This window comes from Burkholderia sp. MSMB2157WGS (genome assembly GCF_001532755.1).
GTDB lineage: Bacteria > Pseudomonadota > Gammaproteobacteria > Burkholderiales > Burkholderiaceae > Burkholderia.
Map to the genome: position 1 here is coordinate 444,198 of NZ_LPJG01000011.1, position 22,154 is coordinate 466,351.

Sequence of the window (22,154 nt, forward strand, 5' to 3'; positions counted from 1 at the left end):
CCTCGCTTGCCATCCCCGCCCGAACCCCTGTAGAATTACGCGTTCTGCGGGCGTCGTATAATGGCCATTACCTCAGCTTCCCAAGCTGATGACGTGGGTTCGATTCCCATCGCCCGCTCCACTCCCCTCTCAAGTCCTTTCCGCGCTTGGCGCGCAGCGCTTCCGGCAGCCGCCGAATCTCCCCTTGCCAGCGATATTTGCTCCAGAGTGTGCGTAGTGAAGCACTTTCGTGGCCCCTCGTCGCCCGATAGCTCGTTCGCGACGAAAGGCCCGACGCCCGCTCCCCTGGAAGCACACCCCCAGCCGCGCGCGCACGCAGCCCCTACCTCATACCGCCTGCAAAAATCACGATGAGAATGGGCAGACACAGCAAGCCATGAAGCACGATCGCGCAATACGCGGGAATTGCATCCGATCCGGCAGATCCCGCATCGTCGTTCGCGTGGAGCAAGGTGCCGATCGCCCAAACGAGACCGCCCAGCGATACGATGCCGCACAGGATCGCGACGCCCAGTGCCGCGCCGATCGCACCGAATCCCGACGCGCCGGCAAAACTGCCCGGATCGCTCACGATTGAAATGCCCGCGATGCCGGCGATCACGCACTCGGCGAGGGCGAGCATCGCCGGGCCACTGCCGACCTTGCGGCGCGCGGAAGTTGTTTCATTCATGGCTTTTCTCCCTAAAGGCCAATGCTCCCGAATCGGGCCGAGGCGCCATCTCGCACTGTCGTTGCGAAAGCAACCATCGCTCGAACGTGAAGCGTCATGGCGACCGCCGTCGTTTCTCGTCGTTCCGGCTGCGAGCACCCGGACGAAGCGCGCGCGGTTCATTTTCATCGCGTTACGCACGCCTCTGACGCATCCGGTCGCGCCTGTAGCGCCCGCGATTCTACTCAATCGCCCGGCGGCAGCGAGACGTCGCGCGAACGCCCCGCTACCTTGCCAGCCCGATCAAACCAGTCCATAATCCGGCTCTTTCCGGTTAGCTGGACGAGAAATCCTTAAGGATCAACGGTTTGGCGGCGCATCGCCGCGTCCGTCTCCACGTTCCGCAACCGCGCGCCAGCCGCCTCGTCGAAGGCGGCTTTTTGTACCGCGCCGGCGCGTCCCGCGCGCCTGATGCCCTCGCCCGAACCCAGCCTTTCTCTGTACCGATGATGCACGACGATCCGAACGAAGCCGGCCTGCCGCCCCGCGACGACGCCATTCCCGACGAAGCGCCCGAAGGCGCCGACGCAGTCAACCCGCTGCACCACCGCCGCATCCGCAGCTTCGTGACGCGCGCCGGCCGCGTGTCGACCGGCCAGCGCCGTGCGCTCGACGAATTCGGCCCGCGCTTCGTCGTCCCGTATGCGCCGGCACTGCCCGACTGGGACGCGATCTTCGGCCGCAACGCGCCGCGCATCCTCGAGATCGGCTTCGGGATGGGCGCATCGACCGCGGAAATCGCCGCGAACCGCCCGGGCGACGATTTCCTCGGCGTCGAGGTGCACGAGCCGGGCGTCGGCGCGCTGCTGAAGCTGATCGGCGAGCAGGATCTGACGAACATCCGCATCATCCAGCACGACGCGGTCGAGGTGCTCGAGCACATGATCGCGCCGGAAAGCCTCGACGGCGTGCACATCTTCTTCCCCGATCCGTGGCACAAGGCGCGTCACCACAAGCGCCGGCTGATCCAGCCGCCGCTCGTCGCGCATCTCGCGTCGCGGCTGAAGCCCGGCGCCTACATTCACTGCGCGACCGACTGGCAGAACTACGCGGAACAAATGCTCGACGTGCTCGGTGCGGAACCGACACTCGAAAACACGGCCGCCGACTACGCGCCGCGCCCCGACTACCGCCCGGTGACGAAGTTCGAGCGGCGCGGGCTGCGGCTCGGCCACGGCGTGTGGGACCTGGTGTTCCGCAAGCGCGCAGGCTGAGCGCCCGGCCGGCGCACTACCCGGCGGCCCCGCCAAATAAAACGGCCTGATCGGCAATTGCCGATCAGGCCGTTTTTCATGACGCCCGCGATGCGCGCCGGACGCGCCCGGCGTGTCCGCCCGGCATCACGCCCAATTCAACCACCCGCTGTACCCCACCAGCAGCACGAACAGCCCGAACGCGATCCGGTACCACGCGAACACCGTGAAGTCGTGCGTCGCGACGTAGCGCAGCAGCCAGCGCACGCACACGAACGCGCTGACGAACGCCGCGACGAGCCCGAGCGCAAACAGGCCGAGCGAATCGACGGTGAACGCCTGCCAGTCCTTGACGGTTTCGTAGAGCGTCGCCCCGAAGATGATCGGAATCGCGAGAAAGAACGAGAATTCGGTCGCCACGCGCCGGTCGAGACCGAACAGCATCCCGCCGATGATCGTCGAGCCCGAACGCGACATGCCGGGCACGAGCGCGAAGCACTGCGCGATACCGACCTTGAGCGCGTCGAGCGGCGTCAGCGCATCCACCGACATCACGCGCGGCGGCTCGCTGCGTTCGCGCTGCCGCGCCTCGGCCCACAGGATGATCGCACCGCCGACGACGAGCGCGAACGCGACGGGCACCGGCGAGAACAGCACGGCCTTGATCTTCTTCTCGAACAGGAGGCCGAGCGCGATCGCGGGAATCGTCGCGATCACGACGTTCAGCGTGAAGCGCTGCGCGTCGGGCCGGCTCGGCAGCCCGGACACGACGGACACGATCCGTTGCCGGTATTCCCAGCAGACGGCGAGGATCGCGCCGAACTGGATCACGACGTCGAACGTCTTCGCGTGCGAATCGTTGAAATTCAGGAAGCTGCCCGCGACGATCAGGTGACCGGTGCTCGACACCGGCAGGAATTCCGTCAGCCCCTCGACGACGCCGAGGATCAATGCCTTGCAGATCAGGATCCAGTCCATCCGTGGCCCAACTCCGAAATGGTCGAAAGAAAAGGCCACTCTTGCGCGCGCGGCCCGCCCGGCCGTGCGCGCCCCGTCGTCACTTTTCGACGATCGCCACGCGTATGCCGTTTGTAAGGATCGTAATTGTACCGGGTTCGTAGTTCACCCCGGCAAATTGCAGTTGTTCCGGCTTGAACGTGTAGATCGGATAGTTGGTCAGCAGCTGCGTCGCGAGCAGGCCGGCGGCCGCGCCGACCTGCTGCGCGTACATCTGCGCGTCGCCGTCGAGCGCGAGGCTGTCGACGGCCGGCGCCTTCAGCACGACCGAGCGGCTCGGCGCGTCGTACGCGAGCTGGCCCGACACGGTGAACTTGCCGCTGACGGGCTCGCGCAGGAACGGGCTCGCGAAATGGGCATCGAGCTGCACGGCGACGCGGTTCTGGTCGGGCAGCAGGTTGACGGCCGGGTTCGCGAGCGACACGTCGACCACCTGCGCGACCGTCTTCTGGTACGGAAACTTGCGCGCGACGGCCTTCTGCACGTCGCCGCGCGAGAACGTGTAGTGATCGGGGATGAACGGGAACGTCGACGCGCACGCGGCAAGCGATACGCACACGCCGACGGCGCCGACAGCGGCGGCGAGAAAACGGCGCCGACCGGGCGCGCGAGGGATGGTCATGCTGAACGCTCTCCTGGATGCGCCGGCCGCGTCGCGACCTCGAGGCGCGTGAGCCACGCGAGCGCGTCGTCGCGCGACGCGCCGCACATGTCGGCGGACGGCTGCAGCCCGGAACAGCACGCAGGGCGCTCGGGCCGCCCGAAAATCATGCAGCGGAGGTCGTCGCCGAGCTGCGCGCAGCGCACGCCGGCCGGCTTGCCGCCGGGCATGCCCGGAATCGGGCTGGAAATCGACGGCGCGATGCAGCACGCGCCGCAGCCCTCGCGGCACGCATGCGGCGGCGGGACTTCGGCGGGCGCCGGGCGAACAACAGGCATTTCGACGGACACTCGGCTCTCTCGACGAACAACGAAAAACGGTGCGGCAACCGGACGCGGCATCCGGCAGCCCCACCCCGCATTGTGCCATCGCCGGCTGCGACGTTATTACACAATGCAGCCCGATCGGGCGTTCATATACTCGAAAGCATCTAAAAAACGCGAGACCGTCATGCGTTCTGGTTCTGCCGACACGATGTTCCGTCCCGATTTACTCGCGAAATACGGCGCGAACGGGCCGCGCTACACGTCGTACCCGACCGCGCTGCAATTCCGCGACGATTTCGATCCGGCCGACTACGTACGCGCGGCCGGCGACCCCGGCGCATCGTCGAGCGACCTGTCGCTGTACTTCCACATCCCGTTCTGCAACACCGCGTGCTTCTACTGCGGCTGCAACAAGATCGCGACCAACAACCGCCGCCGCGCGCGCCCGTATCTCGACCAGCTCGAGCGCGAAATGGCGCTGCAGGCCGCGCTGTTCGATCCGTCCCGCCCCGTCACGCAACTGCACTGGGGCGGCGGCACGCCGACCTTCCTGTCCGACGACGAAACGGCCGAGCTGATGGCGGCCACGCGCGAGCATTTCGTGCTGGCGCCGGACGCCGACGCCGAGTTCTCGATCGAGATCGATCCGCGCACCGTCACGCCGGCAACGCTCGTCCACCTGCGCACGATCGGCTTCAACCGGCTGAGCCTCGGCGTGCAGGATTTCGACCCGGTCGTGCAGCAGGCGATCAACCGCATCCAGCCGCGCGCGATGACCGCCGACCTGCTCGCCGCCGCACGGGCGACGGGCTTCCATTCGGTGAGCGTCGACCTGATCTACGGGCTGCCGCACCAGACGGTCGCCGCGTTCGCGCGCACGCTCGAGACGATGATCGAGCTCGCGCCCGACCGCCTGTCGGTGTTCGGCTACGCGCACATGCCGCACCTGTTCAAGATGCAGCGGCAGATCGACGATGCGGCGCTGCCGCCGCCGGAAACGCGCATCGCGCTGCTCGGCCTCGCGATCGACATGCTGACGTCGGCCGGCTACGTGTACATCGGGATGGATCACTTCGCGCGGCCGTCCGACGAACTCGTGCGCGCGCAGCGCAACGGCACGCTGCAGCGTAATTTCCAGGGCTACAGCACGCGCGCGGATACCGACCTGATCGGCTTCGGCGTGTCGTCGATCGGCAAGGTCGGCGACGTCTACGCGCAGAACGCGAAGGACCTGCCCGCCTACGGCGCCGCGCTCGACGCGGGGCGGCTGCCGATCGCGCGCGGCGTCCGGCTCACGCCGGACGACCGGCTGCGCCGCGACGTGATCACGCAACTGATGTGCAACCTCGATCTGCCGTTCTCGCATGTCGAGGCCGCGCACGGCATCCGCTTCGCCGATCATTTCGCGCGCGAGCTCGACGCGCTGCGCCGGTTCGAGCGCGACGGGCTGCTGACGATCGCGCGCGACCGGCTGACGATCCATCCGGCCGGCCGGATGGTCGTGCGCAACATCGCGATGGCGTTCGATGCGTACCTCGGCCAGACGCCGCGGCAGCGCTATTCCCGCACGGTCTAGGGTGCGGTTCGCGCGGGCGCCGGGCGGGCGCCGAACGCATGCGGCCGGCCGGTTTGATAGAGTGTGAGGCTTACACCCGCTTCGCCAGCCCCCAAGATGCGCACCACCAAAGCGACCCACGCGGTCGAACGCCTGAAGACCCGCTCCGGCAACCCGCAATTCGCGGCCGTCGCGATGGCGGGCGGCCTGTTCTACCTCGTCGACCGCTCGGGCGGCACCGCCGAGAAGCGCTGCGAACCGCTGCCGCTCGACGAGTTCGTCAAGTTCGTCGACGAATTCGGCCCCAAAAAACCGCGCAAGGCGAGCAAGCTCGACCTCGCCTTCGAGGCGCAGATCAGGAAGAGCAAAGGGTAAAGGTCCGTTGCAGGCCGCCTGAAGGCTTCGCGGCCGTGCCGTTTGGTACAATCACGAAGTTTCTCTATCCCCGCTGATGGCCGACCAGGCTGCGTGACCACACCATGAATATCGAAAACGCGCGTTTCAACATGATCGAACAGCAGATCCGTCCGTGGGACGTGCTGGATCTGGATGTCCTGGGCCTGCTGTCGATCGTCAAGCGTGAAAACTACGTGCCGGCCGAATACCGCGATCTCGCGTTCGCCGATCTCGAACTGCCGCTGCCCGGCGGCGCCAGCAAGATGCTGTTCCCGCGCGTCGAAGCGCGCGTGCTGCAGGAACTGGCGGTCAAGAAGCACGAGAACGTGCTCGTGATCGGCGCGGGCTCGGGTTACCTGGCCGCGCTGTTCGCGCACCGCGCGCAGCACGTGACGGCCGTCGAGATCGATCCGACGATCGCGAAGTTCGCGGAAGACAACCTGCGCAACGACGGCGTGACCAACGCCGAAGTCGTGCTCGGCGACGGTTCGCGCGGCTGGGCCGCGAAGGCGCCGTACGACGTGATCTGCGTCGCGGGCGGCCTGCCGGTCGTGCCGCAGGAAATGCTCGAACAGCTGAAGATCGGCGGCCGCCTGTCGGCGTTCGTCGGCGGCCGTCCGGTGATGAAGGCGCAGATCATCACGCGTATCGACGACAAGCAGTACCGCGTCGCCGACGTGTTCGAAACGTACATCGACCACCTCGTCAACGCGATCGAGCCGTCGCGCTTCAAATTCTGAGCGGCGGAGCCTCCATGCAGATCCTGACGCCCGCGATGCTCGCGGAATGGCTCGGCGACACGGCGCGCCCCGCGCCGGTCGTGCTCGACGTGCGCGAGCCGTGGGAAATCGCAACCGCGCAGATCGCCGGCAGCGTGGCGATTCCGATGCAGCAGATTCCCGCGCGCAGCGAAGAGCTCGACGACGAAGCGGAAATCGTCTGCGTGTGCCATCACGGGATGCGCAGCGCACAGGTCGCGATGTTCCTCGAATCGCGCGGCTTCACGAAGCTGTACAACCTGCAAGGCGGGATCGACGCGTGGTCGCGCGACGTCGATCCGTCCGTGCCGCGCTACTGATCGATCCTTCCGGCGGCGCATCACGCGCCGCCGCGCCGCCCGGCACCCTGCCGCCGGCCGCACGAAATCGCCGAACGGGCGCGCACTGCGCGCCCGTTTCTCTTTTCCGCTCCTGCGTTTCCTGCGTTGCGACGCCGCAGCACCGCCGTGCACCATTTGCGCCCGTGCGTCTGCACCGCAACGGACCGCGCATGCTGCACGGCGCGTCATCCGCACCGTCCCGATGCTCGCCCGCACCCCGCGCAGGCACGCCAGGCGTGCATCCGCACGACTGGCACATGCCTTGCGTTACACGATGGCCGGCGCCGCCACGGCGCACGCACATCCAACACGACAAGGGGATCCCGATGAAACGTCGCAGTCTGTTGAAGTTCGGTTCGATGGCCGGCGCACTCGCGCTGGCGGGCAAGAGCCCGTTCGCGCACGCGGCCGATGCGGGCACCGGCCCGATCAAGGTCGGCATCCTGCATTCGCTGTCGGGCACGATGGCGATCTCGGAGACGTCGCTGAAGGACACCGCGTTGATGACGATCGCCGACATCAACAAGAGCGGCGGCGTGATGGGCCGCAAGCTCGAACCGGTGGTGGTCGATCCCGCGTCGAACTGGCCGCTGTTCGCCGAGAAGGCGCGCCAGCTGCTCACGCAGGACAAGGTCGCGTGCGTGTTCGGCTGCTGGACGTCGGTATCGCGCAAGTCCGTGCTGCCGGTGTTCGAGGAACTGAACGGGCTGCTCTATTACCCGGTGCAGTACGAAGGCGAGGAAATGTCGCGCAACGTGTTCTACACGGGCGCCGCGCCGAACCAGCAGGCCATTCCGGCCGTCGAGTACCTGATGAGCGCGGAAGGCGGCGGCGCGAAGCGCTTCTTCCTGCTCGGCACCGACTACGTGTATCCGCGCACGACCAACAAGATCCTGCGCGCGTTCCTGAAATCGAAGGGTGTGAAGGACGCCGACATTCAGGAGGTCTACACGCCGTTCGGCCACAGCGATTACCAGACCATCGTCGCGAACATCAAGACTTTCTCGCAAGGCGGCAAGACGACCGTGGTCTCGACGATCAACGGCGACTCGAACGTGCCGTTCTACAAGGAGCTGGGCAACCAGGGGATCAAGGCGACCGACGTGCCGGTCGTCGCGTTCTCGGTCGGCGAGGAAGAGCTGCGCGGGATCGACACGAAACCGCTCGTCGGCCACCTCGCCGCATGGAACTACTTCATGTCGGTGAAGAACCCGACCAACACGAAGTTCAAGGACCAGTTCGCCGCGTGGGTGAAGGCGAACAACCTGCCGGGCGGCGCGAAGCGCGTGACCAACGATCCGATGGAAGCCACCTACGTCGGCATCCATATGTGGAAGCAGGCCGTCGAGAAAGCGAAGAGCACCGACGTCGACAAGGTGCGCGTCGCGATGATCGGCCAGACGGTGGCCGCGCCGTCGGGCTTCACGCTCGCGATGGACGGCAACCATCACCTGCACAAGCCGGTGATGATCGGCGAGATCCGCGGCGACGGGCAGTTCAACGTCGTGTGGAAGACGAAGACGGCCGTGCGCGCGCAGCCGTGGAGCCCGTTCATCGCGGGCAACCAGGGCAAGCCGGACGTCGTCAGCTCGATTCCGGCGTTCCTGCGTCGGCAACGCGCGGCGCTGGCCTGATGCGGTGCGCGGGCGCTGCGTGCACATGCAGCGTCCCGGCCGCGCGCGGCTCGCGCGGCCGCAACGCGCCGAAACCGGCGAGCCGGTGCGGCGGCATGAAGCGCCGTCGCCAGTGCCGAAGCCGCCGCCGTCATGCCACTGCGTGAGAGCGCTTCTCCAAGCCTGACAGGAATTCCGATGCCGATACGCTTTCACCGGACCGTCGTTGCGATCGTCGCGGGCGCAGCGCTCCTCTGCGCGCTGCCACGCGCCGCGTGCGCACTGACGGCCGCCGATACCGCCGCGCTCGCCGGCGACGACTTCGATGCCAAAACGGCCGCGATCGAACGGCTCGCCGCCGACACCGATCCGCGCGCCGTTGCGGTGCTCAACGCGCTGTCGAGCGGCGATGCGCTCGCGACCGGCGACGGCCGCCTGCTGATCCAGGCCGGCGACATCGCGCACGACGCGCTCACGCAGGCCGCGACGCCGGCCGGCGACGCGCAGCCGGTGATGCTGAACAACCTGCTGCGCACGAAGATCGCCGGCGCGCTGTCGGGCCTCGCGCTCGCGTCGCCCGACGTCGCCGCGCGCCGCGACGCGATCGACGCGCTGCTGAAATCGCCCGACCCGGCGCTCAAGCCGATGATCGACCGCGCCCGTGCAAAGGAAACCGATCCGGCATTGAAACGTCGTCTCGACGCGCTGTGGGCGATCGCCGCGCTGCACGACACCGATCCGGCCAAGCGTCTCGAAGCCGTGCAGGTGGTGGCCGCGCGCAGCGATCTCGACATGATCGAACAACTGCGCCCGCTGGTCGCGAAGAACGCCGACGGCAGCTACGCCGAACCCGATGCACAGGTCCGCGCCGCGGCGCAACAGGGACTCGACGCGCTCCACGCGCTGCAGCGCCGCGGCGAAATCGCCGGCACGCTGTTCGCCGGCCTGTCGCTCGGCAGCGTGCTGCTGCTCGCCGCGCTCGGTCTCGCGATCACGTACGGGCTGATCGGCGTGATCAACATGGCGCACGGCGAATTCCTGATGATCGGTGCGTACGCAACCTATGTCGTGCAGACGCTGATCCAGCGCTACGCGCCCGGCGCATTCGACTGGTATCCGCTCGTCGCCGTGCCCGTGTCGTTCGCGGCGGCCGCGCTCGTCGGCATCGTGCTCGAGCGGCTCGTGCTGCGGCACCTGTACGGCCGCCCGCTCGAAACGCTGCTCGCGACCTTCGGCGTGAGCCTGATCCTGATCCAGGCGACGCGCATGCTGTTCGGCGCGCAGAACGTGCAAGTCGTGAACCCGTCGTGGATGAGCGGCGGCGTGACGGTGATGCAGAACCTGATCCTGCCGTACAACCGGCTCGCGATCCTCGCGTTCGCGCTCGCGGTGGTGTTCGTTGCGTGGACCGTGCTGACGAAGACGCGGCTCGGGCTGTTCGTGCGCGCGGTCACGCAGAACCGCCGGATGGCCGCCTGCGTCGGCGTGAAGACCGCACGCGTCGACGCGTATGCGTTCGCATTCGGCGCGGGCATCGCGGGCCTCGGCGGCTGCGCGCTGTCGCAGATCGGCAACGTGGGCCCCGATCTCGGCCAGAACTACATCATCGATTCGTTCATGGCCGTCGTGCTCGGCGGCGTCGGGCAGATCGCCGGCACCGTGCTCGGCGGCTTCGGGCTCGGGCTCGCGAGCAAGGCGATCGAACCGTTCTGGGGCGCCGTGCTCGCGAAGATCGCGGTGCTCGCGATGATCGTGCTGTTCATCCAGAAACGCCCGCAGGGCATGTTCGCCCCGAAGGGCCGCAGCGCGGAGGCTTGACGTGACTTCATTCACCGATTCGATGCCGAACCCGGTCGCCGATACGTCGAAGCGCGCCGCCGGCGCGCGCGCGGCGGACGGCTTCGCGCTCGGCCTGCCGCCCCGCCCGGCGCTGCTGTCGCGCCGCGCGTGGCTCGCGCTCGTCGCGCTGTGCGTGGCGATCGGCATCGGCGTGCCGCTCGCCGCACTCGTCGTGCCGGAAACCAGCGCGCTGCATCTGTCCGCGTACACGATGACGCTCGCCGGCAAGCTGATGTGCTACGCGATCGCCGCGCTCGCGCTCGATCTCGTGTGGGGCTACTGCGGGATCCTGAGCCTCGGCCACGGGTTGTTCTTCGCGCTGGGCGGCTATGCGATCGGCATGTACCTGATGCGCGAGATCGGCCGCGACGGCAAGTACGGCAGCGACCTGCCCGACTTCATGGTGTTTCTCGACTGGCACCAGTTGCCGTGGTACTGGAGCGGCACACAGCATCTCGCGTGGGCGCTCGCGCTCGTCGTGCTCGTGCCGGCCGTGCTCGCGTGGGTGTTCGGCTTCTTCACGTTCCGCTCGCGCGTGAAAGGCGTGTACCTGTCGATCATCACGCAGGCGCTGACGTTCGCCGCGATGCTGCTGTTCTATCGCAACGAGACGGGCTTCGGCGGCAACAACGGCTTCACCGATTTCAAGCGCATCGCCGGCTTCGCGATCACGTCGCCGGGCACGCGCACGGTGCTGCTGCTGCTGACGTTCGCGACGCTCGTGCTCGCGTTCGTCGCCGCGCGCGCGATCGTCACGAGCAAGCTCGGGCGCGTGGTGACGGCCGTGCGCGACGGCGAGACGCGGCTGATGTTCCTCGGCTACAGTCCGCTCGCGTACAAGCTGTTCGTGTGGACCGTGTCGGCCGTGCTGTGCGGCGTCGCCGGCGCGCTGTACGTGCCGCAGGTCGGCATCATCAATCCCGGCGAGATGTCGCCGGGCAACTCGATCGAAATGGCGATCTGGGTCGCGGTGGGCGGGCGCGGCACGCTGATCGGGCCGATCGTCGGCGCGTTCGCGGTGAACGGCGCGAAGAGTTTCTTCACCGCGTACTTCGCCGAATACTGGCTGTTCTTCCTCGGCCTGATCTTCGTGCTCGTGCCGCTGTTGCTGCCGCGCGGCATCATGGGCCTCGTCGAAACCGTGCTCGCAAAGGGGAAACGCGCATGAACGGAACGGCGCTCTACCAGTTCACGCCGCCGCCCGAAGACGAACTGCTCGCCGTCAGCGGCAGCGCGTCGATGGGGCGCGTCGTGCCGCCCGGCATCGACACGTCGCACGGCACGATCCTGTATCTCGAGGATATCGAGGTGAGCTTCGACGGCTTTCGCGCGCTGAAGAAGCTGTCGCTCGCGATCGACGCGGGCGAGCTGCGCTGCGTGATCGGCCCGAACGGCGCGGGCAAGACGACGATGATGGACGTGATCACCGGCAAGACGCGGCCCGATGCGGGCAAGGTGTTTCTCGGCCAGACGATCGATCTCGCACGGATGAACGAGCCCGAGATCGCGCGTGCGGGCATCGGCCGCAAATTTCAGAAGCCGACCGTGTTCGAACAGCATCCGGTGTGGGAAAACCTCGAACTCGCGATGCAGACCGACAAGGGCTGGCTCGCGTCGCTGCGCGCGCGGCTCGACCGCACCGCGCAGGCGAAGATCGAGGAGACGCTCGCGCTGATCGGCCTCGAAAGCCACGCGTATCGCGCGGCCGGCGAACTGTCGCACGGGCAGAAGCAGCGGCTCGAAATCGGCATGCTGCTGATGCAGCGCCCCGCGCTGCTGCTGCTCGACGAGCCGGCGGCGGGGATGACCGACCACGAGACGATGGAGCTCGCCGAGCTGCTGAACACGCTGCGCGGCACCTGCTCGATGATGGTCGTCGAGCACGACATGGAATTCGTCGCGGCGCTCGCGGGCGACACGGGGCGCGTGACGGTGATGGCCGAAGGCGCGGTGCTCGCGCACGGCACGCTCGACCAGGTCAAACGCGACGACGCGGTGATCGAGTCTTACCTCGGACGATGATGCGATGCTGAAAATCGAAGCGCTGAACCAGTACTACGGCGGCAGCCATATCCTGCGCAACGTGAACCTCGCCGCCGACGACGGCAAGCTCACCGTGCTGCTCGGCCGCAACGGCGTCGGCAAGAGCACGTTGCTGCGCTGCCTGATGGGCGTGGTCGCCGCGAAGAGCGGCAGCGTGTCGTGGCGCGGCACCGCGCTCGGCGCGCTGCCGCCGTATGCCCGCGTCGCGGCCGGGCTCGCGTACGTGCCGCAGGGCCGCGACATCTTTCCGCGGCTCACCGTCGAGGAGAACCTGCTCGTCGGCGCGGCGAGCCGCAAGGCGCCCTCGAAGGTGCCCGATCGCATCTACGACCTGTTCCCGGTGCTGAAGGACATGCGCGCACGGCGCGGCGGCGACCTGTCGGGCGGCCAGCAGCAACAGCTCGCGATCGGCCGCGCGCTGATGAGCGAGCCGCAGTTGCTGATCCTCGACGAGCCGACCGAGGGCATCCAGCCGTCGATCATCCAGGACATCGGTCGCACGCTGCGCCAGCTCGTCGACGAATCGAAGATGACCGTGCTGCTCGTCGAACAGTATTACGATTTCGCGCGATCGATCGCCGATCGCTACTGGGTGATGAGCCGCGGCGAGATCGTCGCGGGGGGCGATGCGCGCGACATGGAGACGAACGGCGTGCGCGAGCTGATCGCGGTGTGACGCGCGGCACGGCGGTAGGCACCGCGGTAGGCACGGCGGCAGGCACCGCGCGCGACAACGCAGGCGACACGGGCGGCCGGCTCGTGAAGCGTCCGCACGCGGCGCTTTCGGCGAACGCGGCATCTGCATTATTGTTCCGGTAGCATCCACGTTCTTCACGCCCGTTTCCTTCGTTTCCCGTTCGCCGCCGATGTCCGCCCCCGATTCGCATGCCTCGCTGTCCCGCCCTGCCGTCGCCAAGTCGTGGCGCGGCCGCCTCGAACTCGGCTTCGAGCGGCACGGCGCGCGCACGACGCTCGCGCACCGGCTGCACGACGGCCCGTTGCGCGTGCAGCGGCCGCTGTACCCGGAAGGCGACGCGATCTGCCACGCGGTGATCGTCCATCCGCCGGGCGGCGTCGCGGGCGGCGACCGGCTCGACATCGACGTCGCGCTCGGCGACGGCACGCACGCGGTACTGACGACGCCCGGCGCGACCAAGTGGTACAAGTCGAACGGGCTCGATGCGACGCAGCGCATCGGCGTGACCGTCGGCGAGCACGCGAAGCTCGACTGGCTGCCGCAGAACAACCTGTTCTTCGACGCCGCGCACGCGTCACTCGACTTCACGGTAACGCTCGGCGCCGGCGCGAGCGCGATCGGCTGGGACGCGACGCAGCTCGGCCGGCAGGCGGCCGGCGAAACCTGGTCGGCGGGACGCCTCGCGTCGACCTCGGCGCTCGTCGATGCCGACGGCCGGCCGCTGTGGACCGAGCGCGCGCTGCTCGACGCGCGCGACCCGCTGCGCGGCGCGCCGCAGGGCCTCGCCGGCTTTCCCGTCTACGGCACGCTGTGGGCCGCGGGTGCCGCGTGCGACGCCGCGCTCGCCGAATCGCTTGCCGCGCGCATGCCGTTCGACGACACGCTACGTGCGGGCGCCACCTGCGTGACGCCCGGCGTCGTGCTGGTGCGTGCGCTCGCGACGTCGATGGAAGCGCTGCAGCGCCACTTCGCCGACTGCTGGCTGCAGTTGCGGCCGATCGTGCACGGCGTCGACGCGCGACCGCTGCGTCTCTGGCAAACCTGAGCGCGCCTCGCGTCACGCACCGTTTCGGCGCACTCCACATTGGGCACTGCACGCTCTCCATGCATCGCGCACCGCCAACGTGCATCGCGCTGCATTCCATGCACATGGCACGCGCCTTGCTGCTTACATAACCGATACACGGCGCGCACCGAACAGCGCGGTGCTACGATGCCTCGTGCATCCGTCCGGTGACGGGTGCACCGACAAAAAATTACGTTTTACTGAACGTTTGCCTTCATGAAACTGACTCCCCGCGAAAAGGACAAGCTGCTGATCTTCACGGCGGCGCTGCTTGCCGAACGCCGCCGCGCGCGCGGCCTGAAGCTCAACTATCCGGAGGCGGTCGCGTTCATCACCGCCGCGCTGATGGAAGCCGCGCGCGACGGCAAGACGGTCGCCGAGGTGATGCACTACGGCACGACGCTGCTCACGCGCGACGACGTGATGGACGGCGTGCCGGAAATGATTCCCGACATCCAGGTCGAAGCGACCTTCCCCGACGGCACGAAGCTCGTGACCGTCCACCACCCGATTCCGTGAGGCACCGCATGATCCCCGGCGAAATCCTCACCGACGACGGCGAGCACGAACTGAACGCGGGCCGCGAAACGCTGACGCTCGTCGTCGCGAACACCGGCGATCGCCCGGTGCAGGTCGGCTCGCACTACCACTTCTTCGAAGTCAACGACGCTTTGTCGTTCGACCGCGCGGCCGCGCGCGGCTTCCGGCTCAACATCGCGGCCGGCACGGCCGTGCGCTTCGAACCGGGCCAGACGCGCACCGTCGAGCTCGTCGCGCTTGCGGGCGAGCGCGCCGTCTACGGTTTTCAGGGCAAGGTGATGGGGCCGCTGTAAGCCGCGCCCCGCTCTTCAGGAACAGCACATGACATTACGCTTGAGCCGCCGCGCGTACGCGGAAATGTTCGGGCCGACGACGGGCGACCGCGTCCGGCTCGCCGATACCGAACTGCTGATCGAGATCGAGCGCGATTTCACGACCTACGGCGAGGAAGTGAAATTCGGCGGCGGGAAAGTGATTCGCGACGGGATGGGCCAGTCGCAGCGCGTGGCAGCCGACGTGCCCGACACGGTCGTCACGAACGCGGTGATCCTCGATCACTGGGGCATCGTGAAGGCCGACATCGCGATCAAGCACGGCCGCATCGCCGCAATCGGCAAGGCCGGCAACCCCGACATTCAACCGGGCGTGACGATCGCGATCGGCGCGGCCACCGAAGTGATCGCCGGCGAAGGGCTGATCGTCACCGCGGGCGGCATCGACACGCACATCCACTTCATCAGCCCGCAACAGATCGACGAGGCGCTCGCATCGGGCGTCACGACGATGCTCGGCGGCGGCACGGGGCCGGCCACCGGCACCAACGCGACGACCTGCACGCCGGGCCCGTGGCACATGGAACGGATGCTGCAGGCCGCCGACGGCTGGCCGATCAATCTCGGCTTTCTCGGCAAGGGCAATGCAAGCCTGCCGCAGCCGCTCGTCGAGCAGATCGCGGCCGGTGCGATCGGCCTGAAGCTCCACGAGGACTGGGGCACGACGCCCGCCGCGATCGACAACTGCCTGTCGGTTGCCGACGACACCGACACGCAGGTCGCGATCCATACCGACACGCTGAACGAAGCCGGCTTCGTCGAATCGACGGTCGCGGCGTTCAAGGGCCGCACGATCCATACGTATCACACCGAAGGCGCGGGCGGCGGCCATGCGCCCGACATCCTGAAGGTGTGCGGCGAGGCGAACGTGCTGCCGTCGTCGACCAATCCGACGCGCCCGTACACGATCAACACGCTCGACGAGCATCTCGACATGCTGATGGTGTGCCATCACCTCGATCCGTCGATCGCCGAGGATCTCGCGTTCGCCGAATCGCGGATTCGCCGCGAGACGATCGCGGCCGAGGACATCCTGCACGATCTCGGCGCGCTGTCGATGCTGTCGTCCGATTCGCAGGCGATGGGCCGCGTCGGCGAAGTGATCATCCGCACGTGGCAGACCGCGCACAAGATGAAGGTGCAGCGCGGCGCGCTGCCGGAAGACGGCGCGCGCAACGACAACTTCCGCGCGAAGCGCTACGTCGCGAAGTACACGATCAACCCGGCGCTCACGCACGGCATCGCGCACGAAGTCGGCTCGATCGAGCCCGGCAAGTGGGCCGACCTCGTGCTGTGGGAACCGGCGTTCTTCGGGATCAAGCCGTCGATGATCCTGAAGGGCGGGATGATCGCCGTCGCGCAGATGGGCGACCCGAACGCGTCGATCCCGACGCCGCAACCGGTCCACTATCGCGAGATGTTCGCGACGCGCGGCGGTGCGCTCGCGCGCACGTCGCTGACCTTCGTGTCGCAGATGGCGGCCGATGCGGGCATCGCGCAGCGCTATGGCCTCGCGAAACGGATCGTGCCGGTGCGCAACTGCCGCACCGTCACGAAGGCCGACATGATCCACAACGCATGGCGCCCGTCGATCAGCGTCGATCCGGAAACCTACGACGTGATCGCCGACGGTCAGTTGCTCACCTGCGAACCGGCAACGGTGCTGCCGATGGCGCAGCGCTACTTCCTGTTCTGATTCGGAATCCTTGGTTTCATGCGCACCCTCGACAAACGCATTGCCCCGAACGTGAAGCTCGCCGCGTCGCTCGTCGCACGCGCGCCGACGCTCACGCTCGCCTATGACGCCCGCTGCAAGAGCCGCCTCGCGGCGACGCTCGACACCGGCGAGGACGTCGCGGTCCTGCTGCCGCGCGGCACCGTGCTGCGCGACGGCGACGTGCTCGTCGCCGACGACGGCGCGCTCGTGTGCATCGCCGCGGCGCCCGAAACCGTGCTGCTCGTGCGCGCGGCCGACCCGCTCACGCTGATGCGCGCCGCGTACCATCTCGGTAACCGCCATACGCCGGTCGAGATCGGCGAAGGCTACCTGAAGCTCGAGGCCGATCCGGTGCTCGCGGACATGCTGCGCCGGCTCGGCACGCAGGTCGAATCCACGCATGCACCGTTCCAGCCGGAAGCCGGCGCGTACGGCGGCGGCCACAAGCACGGACACGACGCGACGTTCGCCGAGGATTACGCGCTCGCGCAGCAGGTGTTCGGCGAACACCACGGGCATTCGCACGATCACGATCACGATCACGATCACGATCACGATCACGATCACGATCATCAGCATGGCCCCGGCTGCACGCACGGCCACCACGGTCATGACCACCACTGAACTCGTCGCGCTGCTGCACCTCGCGTCGCCCGCGTTGCCGATCGGCGCGTACAGCTACTCGCAGGGCCTCGAAGCCGCGCTCGACGCGAACCTGATCCGCGACGCCGATTCCGCGCGCGACTGGATCGCCAGCGGCCTGACCGACGTGCTCGCGCACGGCGAATTGCCGTTCCTCGCACATCAGCTCGCGCGCTGGCAGACGCACGACACGCACGCGCTCGCCGCCGAAAACGCCTGGTTCGTCGCGAGCCGGGAATCGGCCGAACTGCGCCGCGAAACCGAGCAGATGGGCTGGTCGCTCGCGCAGCTGTGCGCGTCGCTCGAATGGGGCGACGCCGCACGCCGCGCGACGCTCGCATCGCTGTCGCCGGTCGCGCTGCCGACCGCATTCGCGTATGCGGCCGCCGCCCACGACGCCAGCGCCGACGCGGCGCTCGCCGCGTATGCGTTCGGCTGGGTCGAGAACCAGACGTCCGCCGCGCTGAAGGCCGTGCCGCTCGGCCAGCTCGCCGGGCAACGCATCGTCGTCGCGCTGCGCGGCGCGATCGACGCGGCCGTGCGCCGCGCGCTCGCGACGCCGCCCGACGCCGTCAACACGTTCGCGCCGCAGCTCGGCATCCTGTCCGCGCGGCACGAAACCCAGTATTCGCGGTTGTTCCGCTCCTGAACCTCATCGCCCGACCATGAACGCACCTGCCCCCTCCTCCGCTCGCCGCACGAAGAAACTGCCGCCGCTGCGCGTCGGCATCGGCGGCCCCGTCGGCTCCGGCAAGACCACGCTGCTCGAAATGCTGTGCAAGGCGATGCGCGAGCGCTACGACCTCGTCGCGATCACGAACGACATCTACACGAAGGAAGACCAGCGGCTGCTGACGGTCGCGGGCGCGCTGCCCGAGGAACGCATCATGGGTGTCGAGACGGGCGGCTGCCCGCACACGGCGATCCGGGAAGATGCGTCGATCAACCTCGAAGCCGTCGACCGGATGCTCGCGCGCTTTCCCGATGCCGACATCGTGTTCATCGAGTCGGGCGGCGACAATCTCGCGGCAACCTTCAGCCCCGAGCTGTCGGACCTGACGATCTACGTGATCGACGTCGCCGGCGGCGAGAAGATTCCGCGCAAGGGCGGCCCCGGCATCACGAAGTCCGACCTGCTCGTGATCAACAAGACCGACCTCGCGCCGCTGGTCGGCGCGAACCTCGACGTGATGGCGTCCGACACGAAGAAGATGCGCGGCGAGCGGCCGTACGTGATGACGAACCTGAAGGCGCTCGACGGCGTCGCGGACGTGATCGCGTTCATCGAGAAGAAGGGCTTGCTGACGGTGTGAGCCGCGTGGCGGCGCGCGGCGACGCCGCCGCGCGTGTCCGGGCGGCATCGTGCCGCCCGTCCCGTCTATGCGTCGTCGTCGGCGGCGTCCGGCAACGCGCGCGCGCCGGCTTCGGCGGGCGGCAGCAGCGCGGCGAGCACGTCGACCGTGCGCGCGGTCGCGCCGCGGTGACGCGACGCGAAGGCCGCGCCGGCCGCGCCCATCGCGATGCGCCGCGCCTTGTCGGCGAACAGCGCGTCGAGCACGTGTGCGAGATCGAGCGGATCCTCGACCTGCATCGCCGCACCTGCCGCGACCGCATCGGCGGTCGCCTGCGTGAAGTTGAACACGTGTGGCCCGATCAGCACCGGCACGCCGACCGCGCACGCTTCGATCAGGTTCTGCCCGCCGAGCGGCAGCAGGCTGCCGCCGATGAACGCGATGTCGGCCGCCGCGTAATACGCGCCGAGCTCGCCCATCGAATCGCCGAGCAGCACCGTCACGTCGTCCGGCAGCGGTTCGGCGGCCGGACGGCCCGCCGCGAGCGCGGCCGCATCGGCGGCCCAGACCGAGCGCCGCACGCATTTGAGCCCGCTGCGCGCGACGAGCGCCTCGACTTCGGCGAAGCGCTGCGGATGACGCGGCACGAGCACCAGCAGCGCGCCGGGCGTGCGCATTTCCGCGAACGCCTGCAGCACCAGCGCTTCTTCGTTCTCGCGCGTGCTGGCGGCGACCCACACCGGCCGCGCACCGATCGCGTCGCGCCATGCATGGCCGCGCGCCGCGAGTTCCGGCGGCGTCGTCATGTCGAACTTCAGGTTGCCGAGCACGGTCACGTTGCGTGCGCCGAGCGACGTCAGCCGCTCCGCGTCGGCCGGGCTCTGCGCGAGCACGCGCGAGAAGCCGCCGAACACGTCGCGCGTCGCCGCGCCGAACTTCGCCGCGCGCCGGAACGAACGCGCGGACATCCGCGCATTGGTCAGCACGAGCGGCACGTCCGCGCGGCGGCACTCGTCGATCAGCGTCGGCCACACCTCGGTTTCCATCACGAGGCCGAGCGTCGGCCGCCATGCGTGCAGGAAGCGCCGCACCGCGCCCGGCATGTCGTACGGCAGGTAGCAGCGCAGCACGCGATCGCCGAAGATCTGTTCGCCGGTCGCGCGGCCGCTCGGCGTCATGTGCGTGAGCAGGACGCGTGCATCGGGGCGCGCGCGCAGCAGCGCGTCGATCAACGGCTGCGCCGCGCGCGTCTCGCCGACCGACACCGCATGCACCCAGATCAGCGGCGCGCGATCGTCGCGCGAGCGGCCCGCGACGTGGCCGAAGCGCTCGCCGATATGCTCGCGATAGCCGCGCTCCTTGCGCGAGCGCACGTAGAGCCGGATGACCGCGGCCGGCGCGACGAGCCACCACAGCGCGCGATAGATCGCCCTCAGCATGCGGCCGCCCGGGTGTGGCGCCGAAGCAGGTGCGCGCTCAAACCAGCGCCCTGCCCGTCAGGCGTTCGAGAATGCCGAGCGGCGCGCACTCGCGGCGGACCATCGCATCGACCGGCAGGAAAAAAGTCTGCTCGAGCATGAACTGGCCGGACATCACAGCGTGCGAAGTCTGATCCGAGAAACATATCCACACGCTGCCCGGCGGAAACGGCATCGTTTGCTGCGGACACGTCTTCTGGTAGTCGAGATCGGCCTTCATCCCGTCGTGCAGGTTCAGCATCAGATGGTCGTACGCGCTGCGCGGCGATTTCGTCACGTGCAGCAGGTTCAGCAGCCACGCCGAGCCCGGGAGTTGCGGCCGGATCGTCGGCAGGAAGCGCTTCGCGACGTCCTCGAACGGCTCGCCGACCCGCCACACGCGCGGCACGCCGGCCGGATTCACGTTCGTGAACACGCGCAGGATGCGCTCGCCGTAGTTCGGCCGCGACGGGAACGCGTCGACGTGCAGCCGGCTGTCGTCCTTGCGCCACGACGTCTGGCGCGTCTCGACCTGCATCAGCCGCAGGCTCGTCGGCGCGACGCGCAGCTTGCCGCGGTATTCGGGAAAGAGGCCGTCGACGAGCGTGCCGGCCTGCTGCTGGAAGCGCGCGACGAGCGCGCGCACGGCCGATTGCGTGACGCTGTCGCCCAGCACGCCGGCGAGCGCGCCGCCGTTCGGCGCGAGGCTGATGTTCTTGCGTTTCGGATCGGCGAGCGCCGGATCGAGCAGCGCTTCCTCGCCGCCTTCGATCGCGAAGCGCAAGTGCGGGAAATACAGCACCTTGCCTTCCTCGACCGCGGCCAGCAACTGCTCGCGCGGCGCCGACAGGTTGTGTCCGCTCCAGTCGGCGGACGGGACTTCGATGATCTGGGATTCGCTCATGATCGGTTCGCGTGTGGACAGCGTTACAGGAGACCGAAGCCCGCGAGCGCCGACTTCACCTGCGCGATCGACGGGGGCTGCCCCGCCGTGCCGAGATTGACGACGTTCGGCGACCAGTAGCCGCCGGTCCGCCAGGCCGTCGCGAAATTGTACAGTTCGATCGTCGGACGCTTCAGCGCGGCCGCGATGTGAACCAGACCTGTGTCAACCCCGACCGTCGCGGCCGCACCGTCGATCAGCCCGACCACGGCCGGCAGCGACAGCTTCGGCGGCACGATCGCCGCCGCGCCGAATTCCTTCGCGAGCCGCTCGCTGGTCGCCCGCTCCGCATCGTTGCCCCACGGCAGCACGAGCGACGCGCCGCGCCGCACGAGCGCCTGGCCGAGCTCGATCCATGCGGCGTCCGGCCACTGCTTGTCGGCGCGCGACGTCGCATGGACGAACACGACGTACGGCACCGGCAGGTTCAGGCCGAGCGCGGCCACCGCGAGCGCCGCCGCGCGCGTGTCGAGGCCGAATTCGACCGGATCGGTCGGGGTCGGCGCCGGGTCGTTCAGCGCGGCCGCGACGAGCTGGCGCGAGCGCTCGACCACGTGCGTGCGCGGCGCGATCGGCACGCGCTTGCGGTAGAAGAAACGCACCGGCCATTCGTAGCCGGCGCCGTCGGTGCGGTTGCCGAGCCCGACGAGCGGGCCGCGCGCCCAGCTCGCGACCCACGCCGTCTTGATGAGGCCCTGGCAGTCGATCACGAGGTCGTACTGCTCGGCGGCGAGCCGCCGGCGGAAGGCGCGGATCTCGCGCCACGTCGCGCCCGAGAACGGCTTCTTACGCCAGCGGCGCAGCGAGAACGGCAGCACGTTGCGCACGCCGTCGACGAGCCGCACGAGGTCGACGAAGCTTTCCTCGACGAGCCAGTCGATCTGCGCATCGGGGTGACGGCGCCGGATATCGGCGATCACCGGCATGTTGTGCACGACGTCGCCCAGCGACGACACGCGCACGATCAGGATCTTTTGCACGCTGAAAAAACGCCGGCTGGCAGCCGGCGACGGACATAAAGGGGGGATTTTATCCCGGCCGAAGGGCCGGATAGACAAAAAGCGGCCGCGCGCCCGG

The 22,154-nt window shown here is 68.5% G+C and carries 24 protein-coding genes and 1 tRNA gene; 18 read left to right on the plus strand and 7 right to left on the minus strand.

What is annotated here, in order from left to right:
• Positions 1-46 precede the first annotated feature (46 nt).
• A tRNA-Gly gene (locus WT53_RS06770) sits at positions 47-121 on the plus strand.
• Between the two features lie 201 nt (positions 122-322).
• Here the strand turns inward: WT53_RS06770 and WT53_RS06775 are convergent.
• Complete coding sequence (locus WT53_RS06775) at positions 323-670, minus strand: hypothetical protein (RefSeq protein ID WP_059824326.1); 348 nt, start codon at positions 668-670, stop codon at positions 323-325.
• Positions 671-1,155: 485 nt separating this feature from the next.
• Here WT53_RS06775 and trmB point away from each other — a divergent pair, with 485 nt between their 5' ends.
• A complete protein-coding gene (gene trmB, locus WT53_RS06780; protein ID WP_060258961.1) occupies positions 1,156-1,923 on the plus strand; it encodes a tRNA (guanosine(46)-N7)-methyltransferase TrmB in 768 nt (255 codons plus the stop codon).
• Between the two features lie 126 nt (positions 1,924-2,049).
• Here the strand turns inward: trmB and WT53_RS06785 are convergent, their stop codons facing one another.
• From WT53_RS06785 to WT53_RS06795, 3 genes are all read right to left on the minus strand, one after another.
• On the minus strand, positions 2,050-2,880 hold the full coding sequence (locus WT53_RS06785) for an undecaprenyl-diphosphate phosphatase (RefSeq protein WP_011544783.1): 831 nt from the start codon (positions 2,878-2,880) through the stop codon (positions 2,050-2,052).
• A 79-nt stretch (positions 2,881-2,959) separates the two neighbouring features.
• Entirely contained in the window at positions 2,960-3,541 is a 582-nt protein-coding gene (locus WT53_RS06790) for a DUF1439 domain-containing protein (RefSeq protein ID WP_034206615.1), read from the minus strand.
• The gene (locus tag WT53_RS06795) at positions 3,538-3,858 is read right to left on the minus strand and encodes a YkgJ family cysteine cluster protein (RefSeq protein ID WP_059779795.1); all 321 of its coding nucleotides are present in this window, start codon (positions 3,856-3,858) and stop codon (positions 3,538-3,540) included. Before WT53_RS06795 ends, WT53_RS06790 begins: the two co-directional genes overlap by 4 nt.
• A 172-nt stretch (positions 3,859-4,030) precedes the next feature.
• On the opposite strand from WT53_RS06795, the gene hemN reads away from it, so the two are divergent.
• The 16 genes from hemN (at position 4,031) to ureG (ending at position 18,698) form a co-directional block, all read left to right on the plus strand.
• Positions 4,031-5,422, plus strand: a complete 1,392-nt coding sequence (gene hemN / locus WT53_RS06800; RefSeq protein ID WP_059779503.1) for an oxygen-independent coproporphyrinogen III oxidase — start codon at positions 4,031-4,033, stop codon at positions 5,420-5,422.
• A gap of 96 nt (positions 5,423-5,518) precedes the next feature.
• Positions 5,519-5,776 (plus strand): hypothetical protein, encoded by a 258-nt coding sequence (locus tag WT53_RS06805; protein ID WP_059824331.1) that lies wholly within the window; start codon positions 5,519-5,521, stop codon positions 5,774-5,776.
• A 104-nt stretch (positions 5,777-5,880) separates the two neighbouring features.
• Positions 5,881-6,537: a protein-L-isoaspartate O-methyltransferase gene (locus WT53_RS06810; protein WP_006476691.1), complete on the plus strand. Its 657-nt coding sequence runs from the start codon at positions 5,881-5,883 to the stop codon at positions 6,535-6,537.
• 14 nt (positions 6,538-6,551) lie between these two features.
• Positions 6,552-6,875, plus strand: a complete 324-nt coding sequence (locus WT53_RS06815) for a rhodanese-like domain-containing protein (protein ID WP_006476692.1) — start codon at positions 6,552-6,554, stop codon at positions 6,873-6,875.
• A 347-nt stretch (positions 6,876-7,222) separates the two neighbouring features.
• Positions 7,223-8,530: an urea ABC transporter substrate-binding protein gene (gene urtA / locus WT53_RS06820; RefSeq protein WP_034206613.1), complete on the plus strand. Its 1,308-nt coding sequence runs from the start codon at positions 7,223-7,225 to the stop codon at positions 8,528-8,530.
• A 177-nt stretch (positions 8,531-8,707) separates the two neighbouring features.
• On the plus strand, positions 8,708-10,327 hold the full coding sequence (gene urtB, locus WT53_RS06825) for an urea ABC transporter permease subunit UrtB (RefSeq protein WP_060258966.1): 1,620 nt from the start codon (positions 8,708-8,710) through the stop codon (positions 10,325-10,327).
• A gap of 1 nt (position 10,328) precedes the next feature.
• On the plus strand, positions 10,329-11,516 hold the full coding sequence (gene urtC / locus WT53_RS06830) for an urea ABC transporter permease subunit UrtC (RefSeq protein ID WP_060258970.1): 1,188 nt from the start codon (positions 10,329-10,331) through the stop codon (positions 11,514-11,516).
• Positions 11,513-12,370: an urea ABC transporter ATP-binding protein UrtD gene (gene urtD / locus WT53_RS06835; protein ID WP_034206610.1), complete on the plus strand. Its 858-nt coding sequence runs from the start codon at positions 11,513-11,515 to the stop codon at positions 12,368-12,370. Before urtC ends, urtD begins: the two co-directional genes overlap by 4 nt.
• Positions 12,371-12,374: 4 nt before the next feature.
• Complete coding sequence (gene urtE, locus WT53_RS06840) at positions 12,375-13,067, plus strand: urea ABC transporter ATP-binding subunit UrtE (RefSeq protein ID WP_034206609.1); 693 nt, start codon at positions 12,375-12,377, stop codon at positions 13,065-13,067.
• A gap of 190 nt (positions 13,068-13,257) precedes the next feature.
• Complete coding sequence (locus WT53_RS06845) at positions 13,258-14,133, plus strand: urease accessory protein UreD (RefSeq protein ID WP_034206608.1); 876 nt, start codon at positions 13,258-13,260, stop codon at positions 14,131-14,133.
• A gap of 237 nt (positions 14,134-14,370) precedes the next feature.
• Positions 14,371-14,673, plus strand: a complete 303-nt coding sequence (gene ureA, locus WT53_RS06850) for an urease subunit gamma (protein WP_006406310.1) — start codon at positions 14,371-14,373, stop codon at positions 14,671-14,673.
• An 8-nt stretch (positions 14,674-14,681) separates the two neighbouring features.
• Positions 14,682-14,987: an urease subunit beta gene (locus WT53_RS06855; protein WP_034206607.1), complete on the plus strand. Its 306-nt coding sequence runs from the start codon at positions 14,682-14,684 to the stop codon at positions 14,985-14,987.
• A 28-nt stretch (positions 14,988-15,015) separates the two neighbouring features.
• A complete protein-coding gene (gene ureC / locus WT53_RS06860) occupies positions 15,016-16,722 on the plus strand; it encodes an urease subunit alpha (protein WP_059836924.1) in 1,707 nt (568 codons plus the stop codon).
• An 18-nt stretch (positions 16,723-16,740) separates the two neighbouring features.
• Positions 16,741-17,367 carry an urease accessory protein UreE gene (gene ureE / locus WT53_RS06865; RefSeq protein ID WP_060258975.1) on the plus strand — a complete coding sequence of 209 codons (627 nt, stop codon included), beginning with the start codon at positions 16,741-16,743 and terminating at the stop codon, positions 17,365-17,367.
• On the plus strand, positions 17,354-18,034 hold the full coding sequence (locus tag WT53_RS06870) for an urease accessory protein UreF (protein ID WP_060258979.1): 681 nt from the start codon (positions 17,354-17,356) through the stop codon (positions 18,032-18,034). The genes ureE and WT53_RS06870 overlap by 14 nt, the downstream gene beginning before the upstream one ends.
• 16 nt (positions 18,035-18,050) lie before the next feature.
• Positions 18,051-18,698, plus strand: a complete 648-nt coding sequence (gene ureG, locus WT53_RS06875; RefSeq protein WP_034206603.1) for an urease accessory protein UreG — start codon at positions 18,051-18,053, stop codon at positions 18,696-18,698.
• 65 nt (positions 18,699-18,763) lie between these two features.
• On the opposite strand, the gene waaA is transcribed toward ureG, so the two are convergent.
• From waaA to waaC, 3 genes are read right to left on the minus strand one after another with little or no spacing between them, the layout of a single operon-like run.
• Complete coding sequence (gene waaA, locus WT53_RS06880) at positions 18,764-20,116, minus strand: lipid IV(A) 3-deoxy-D-manno-octulosonic acid transferase (RefSeq protein ID WP_059824341.1); 1,353 nt, start codon at positions 20,114-20,116, stop codon at positions 18,764-18,766.
• Between the two features lie 37 nt (positions 20,117-20,153).
• Positions 20,154-21,038 (minus strand): Kdo hydroxylase family protein, encoded by an 885-nt coding sequence (locus WT53_RS06885; protein ID WP_034206601.1) that lies wholly within the window; start codon positions 21,036-21,038, stop codon positions 20,154-20,156.
• A gap of 23 nt (positions 21,039-21,061) precedes the next feature.
• Complete coding sequence (waaC, locus tag WT53_RS06890) at positions 21,062-22,057, minus strand: lipopolysaccharide heptosyltransferase I (protein ID WP_059824342.1); 996 nt, start codon at positions 22,055-22,057, stop codon at positions 21,062-21,064.
• Positions 22,058-22,154 lie beyond the last annotated feature (97 nt).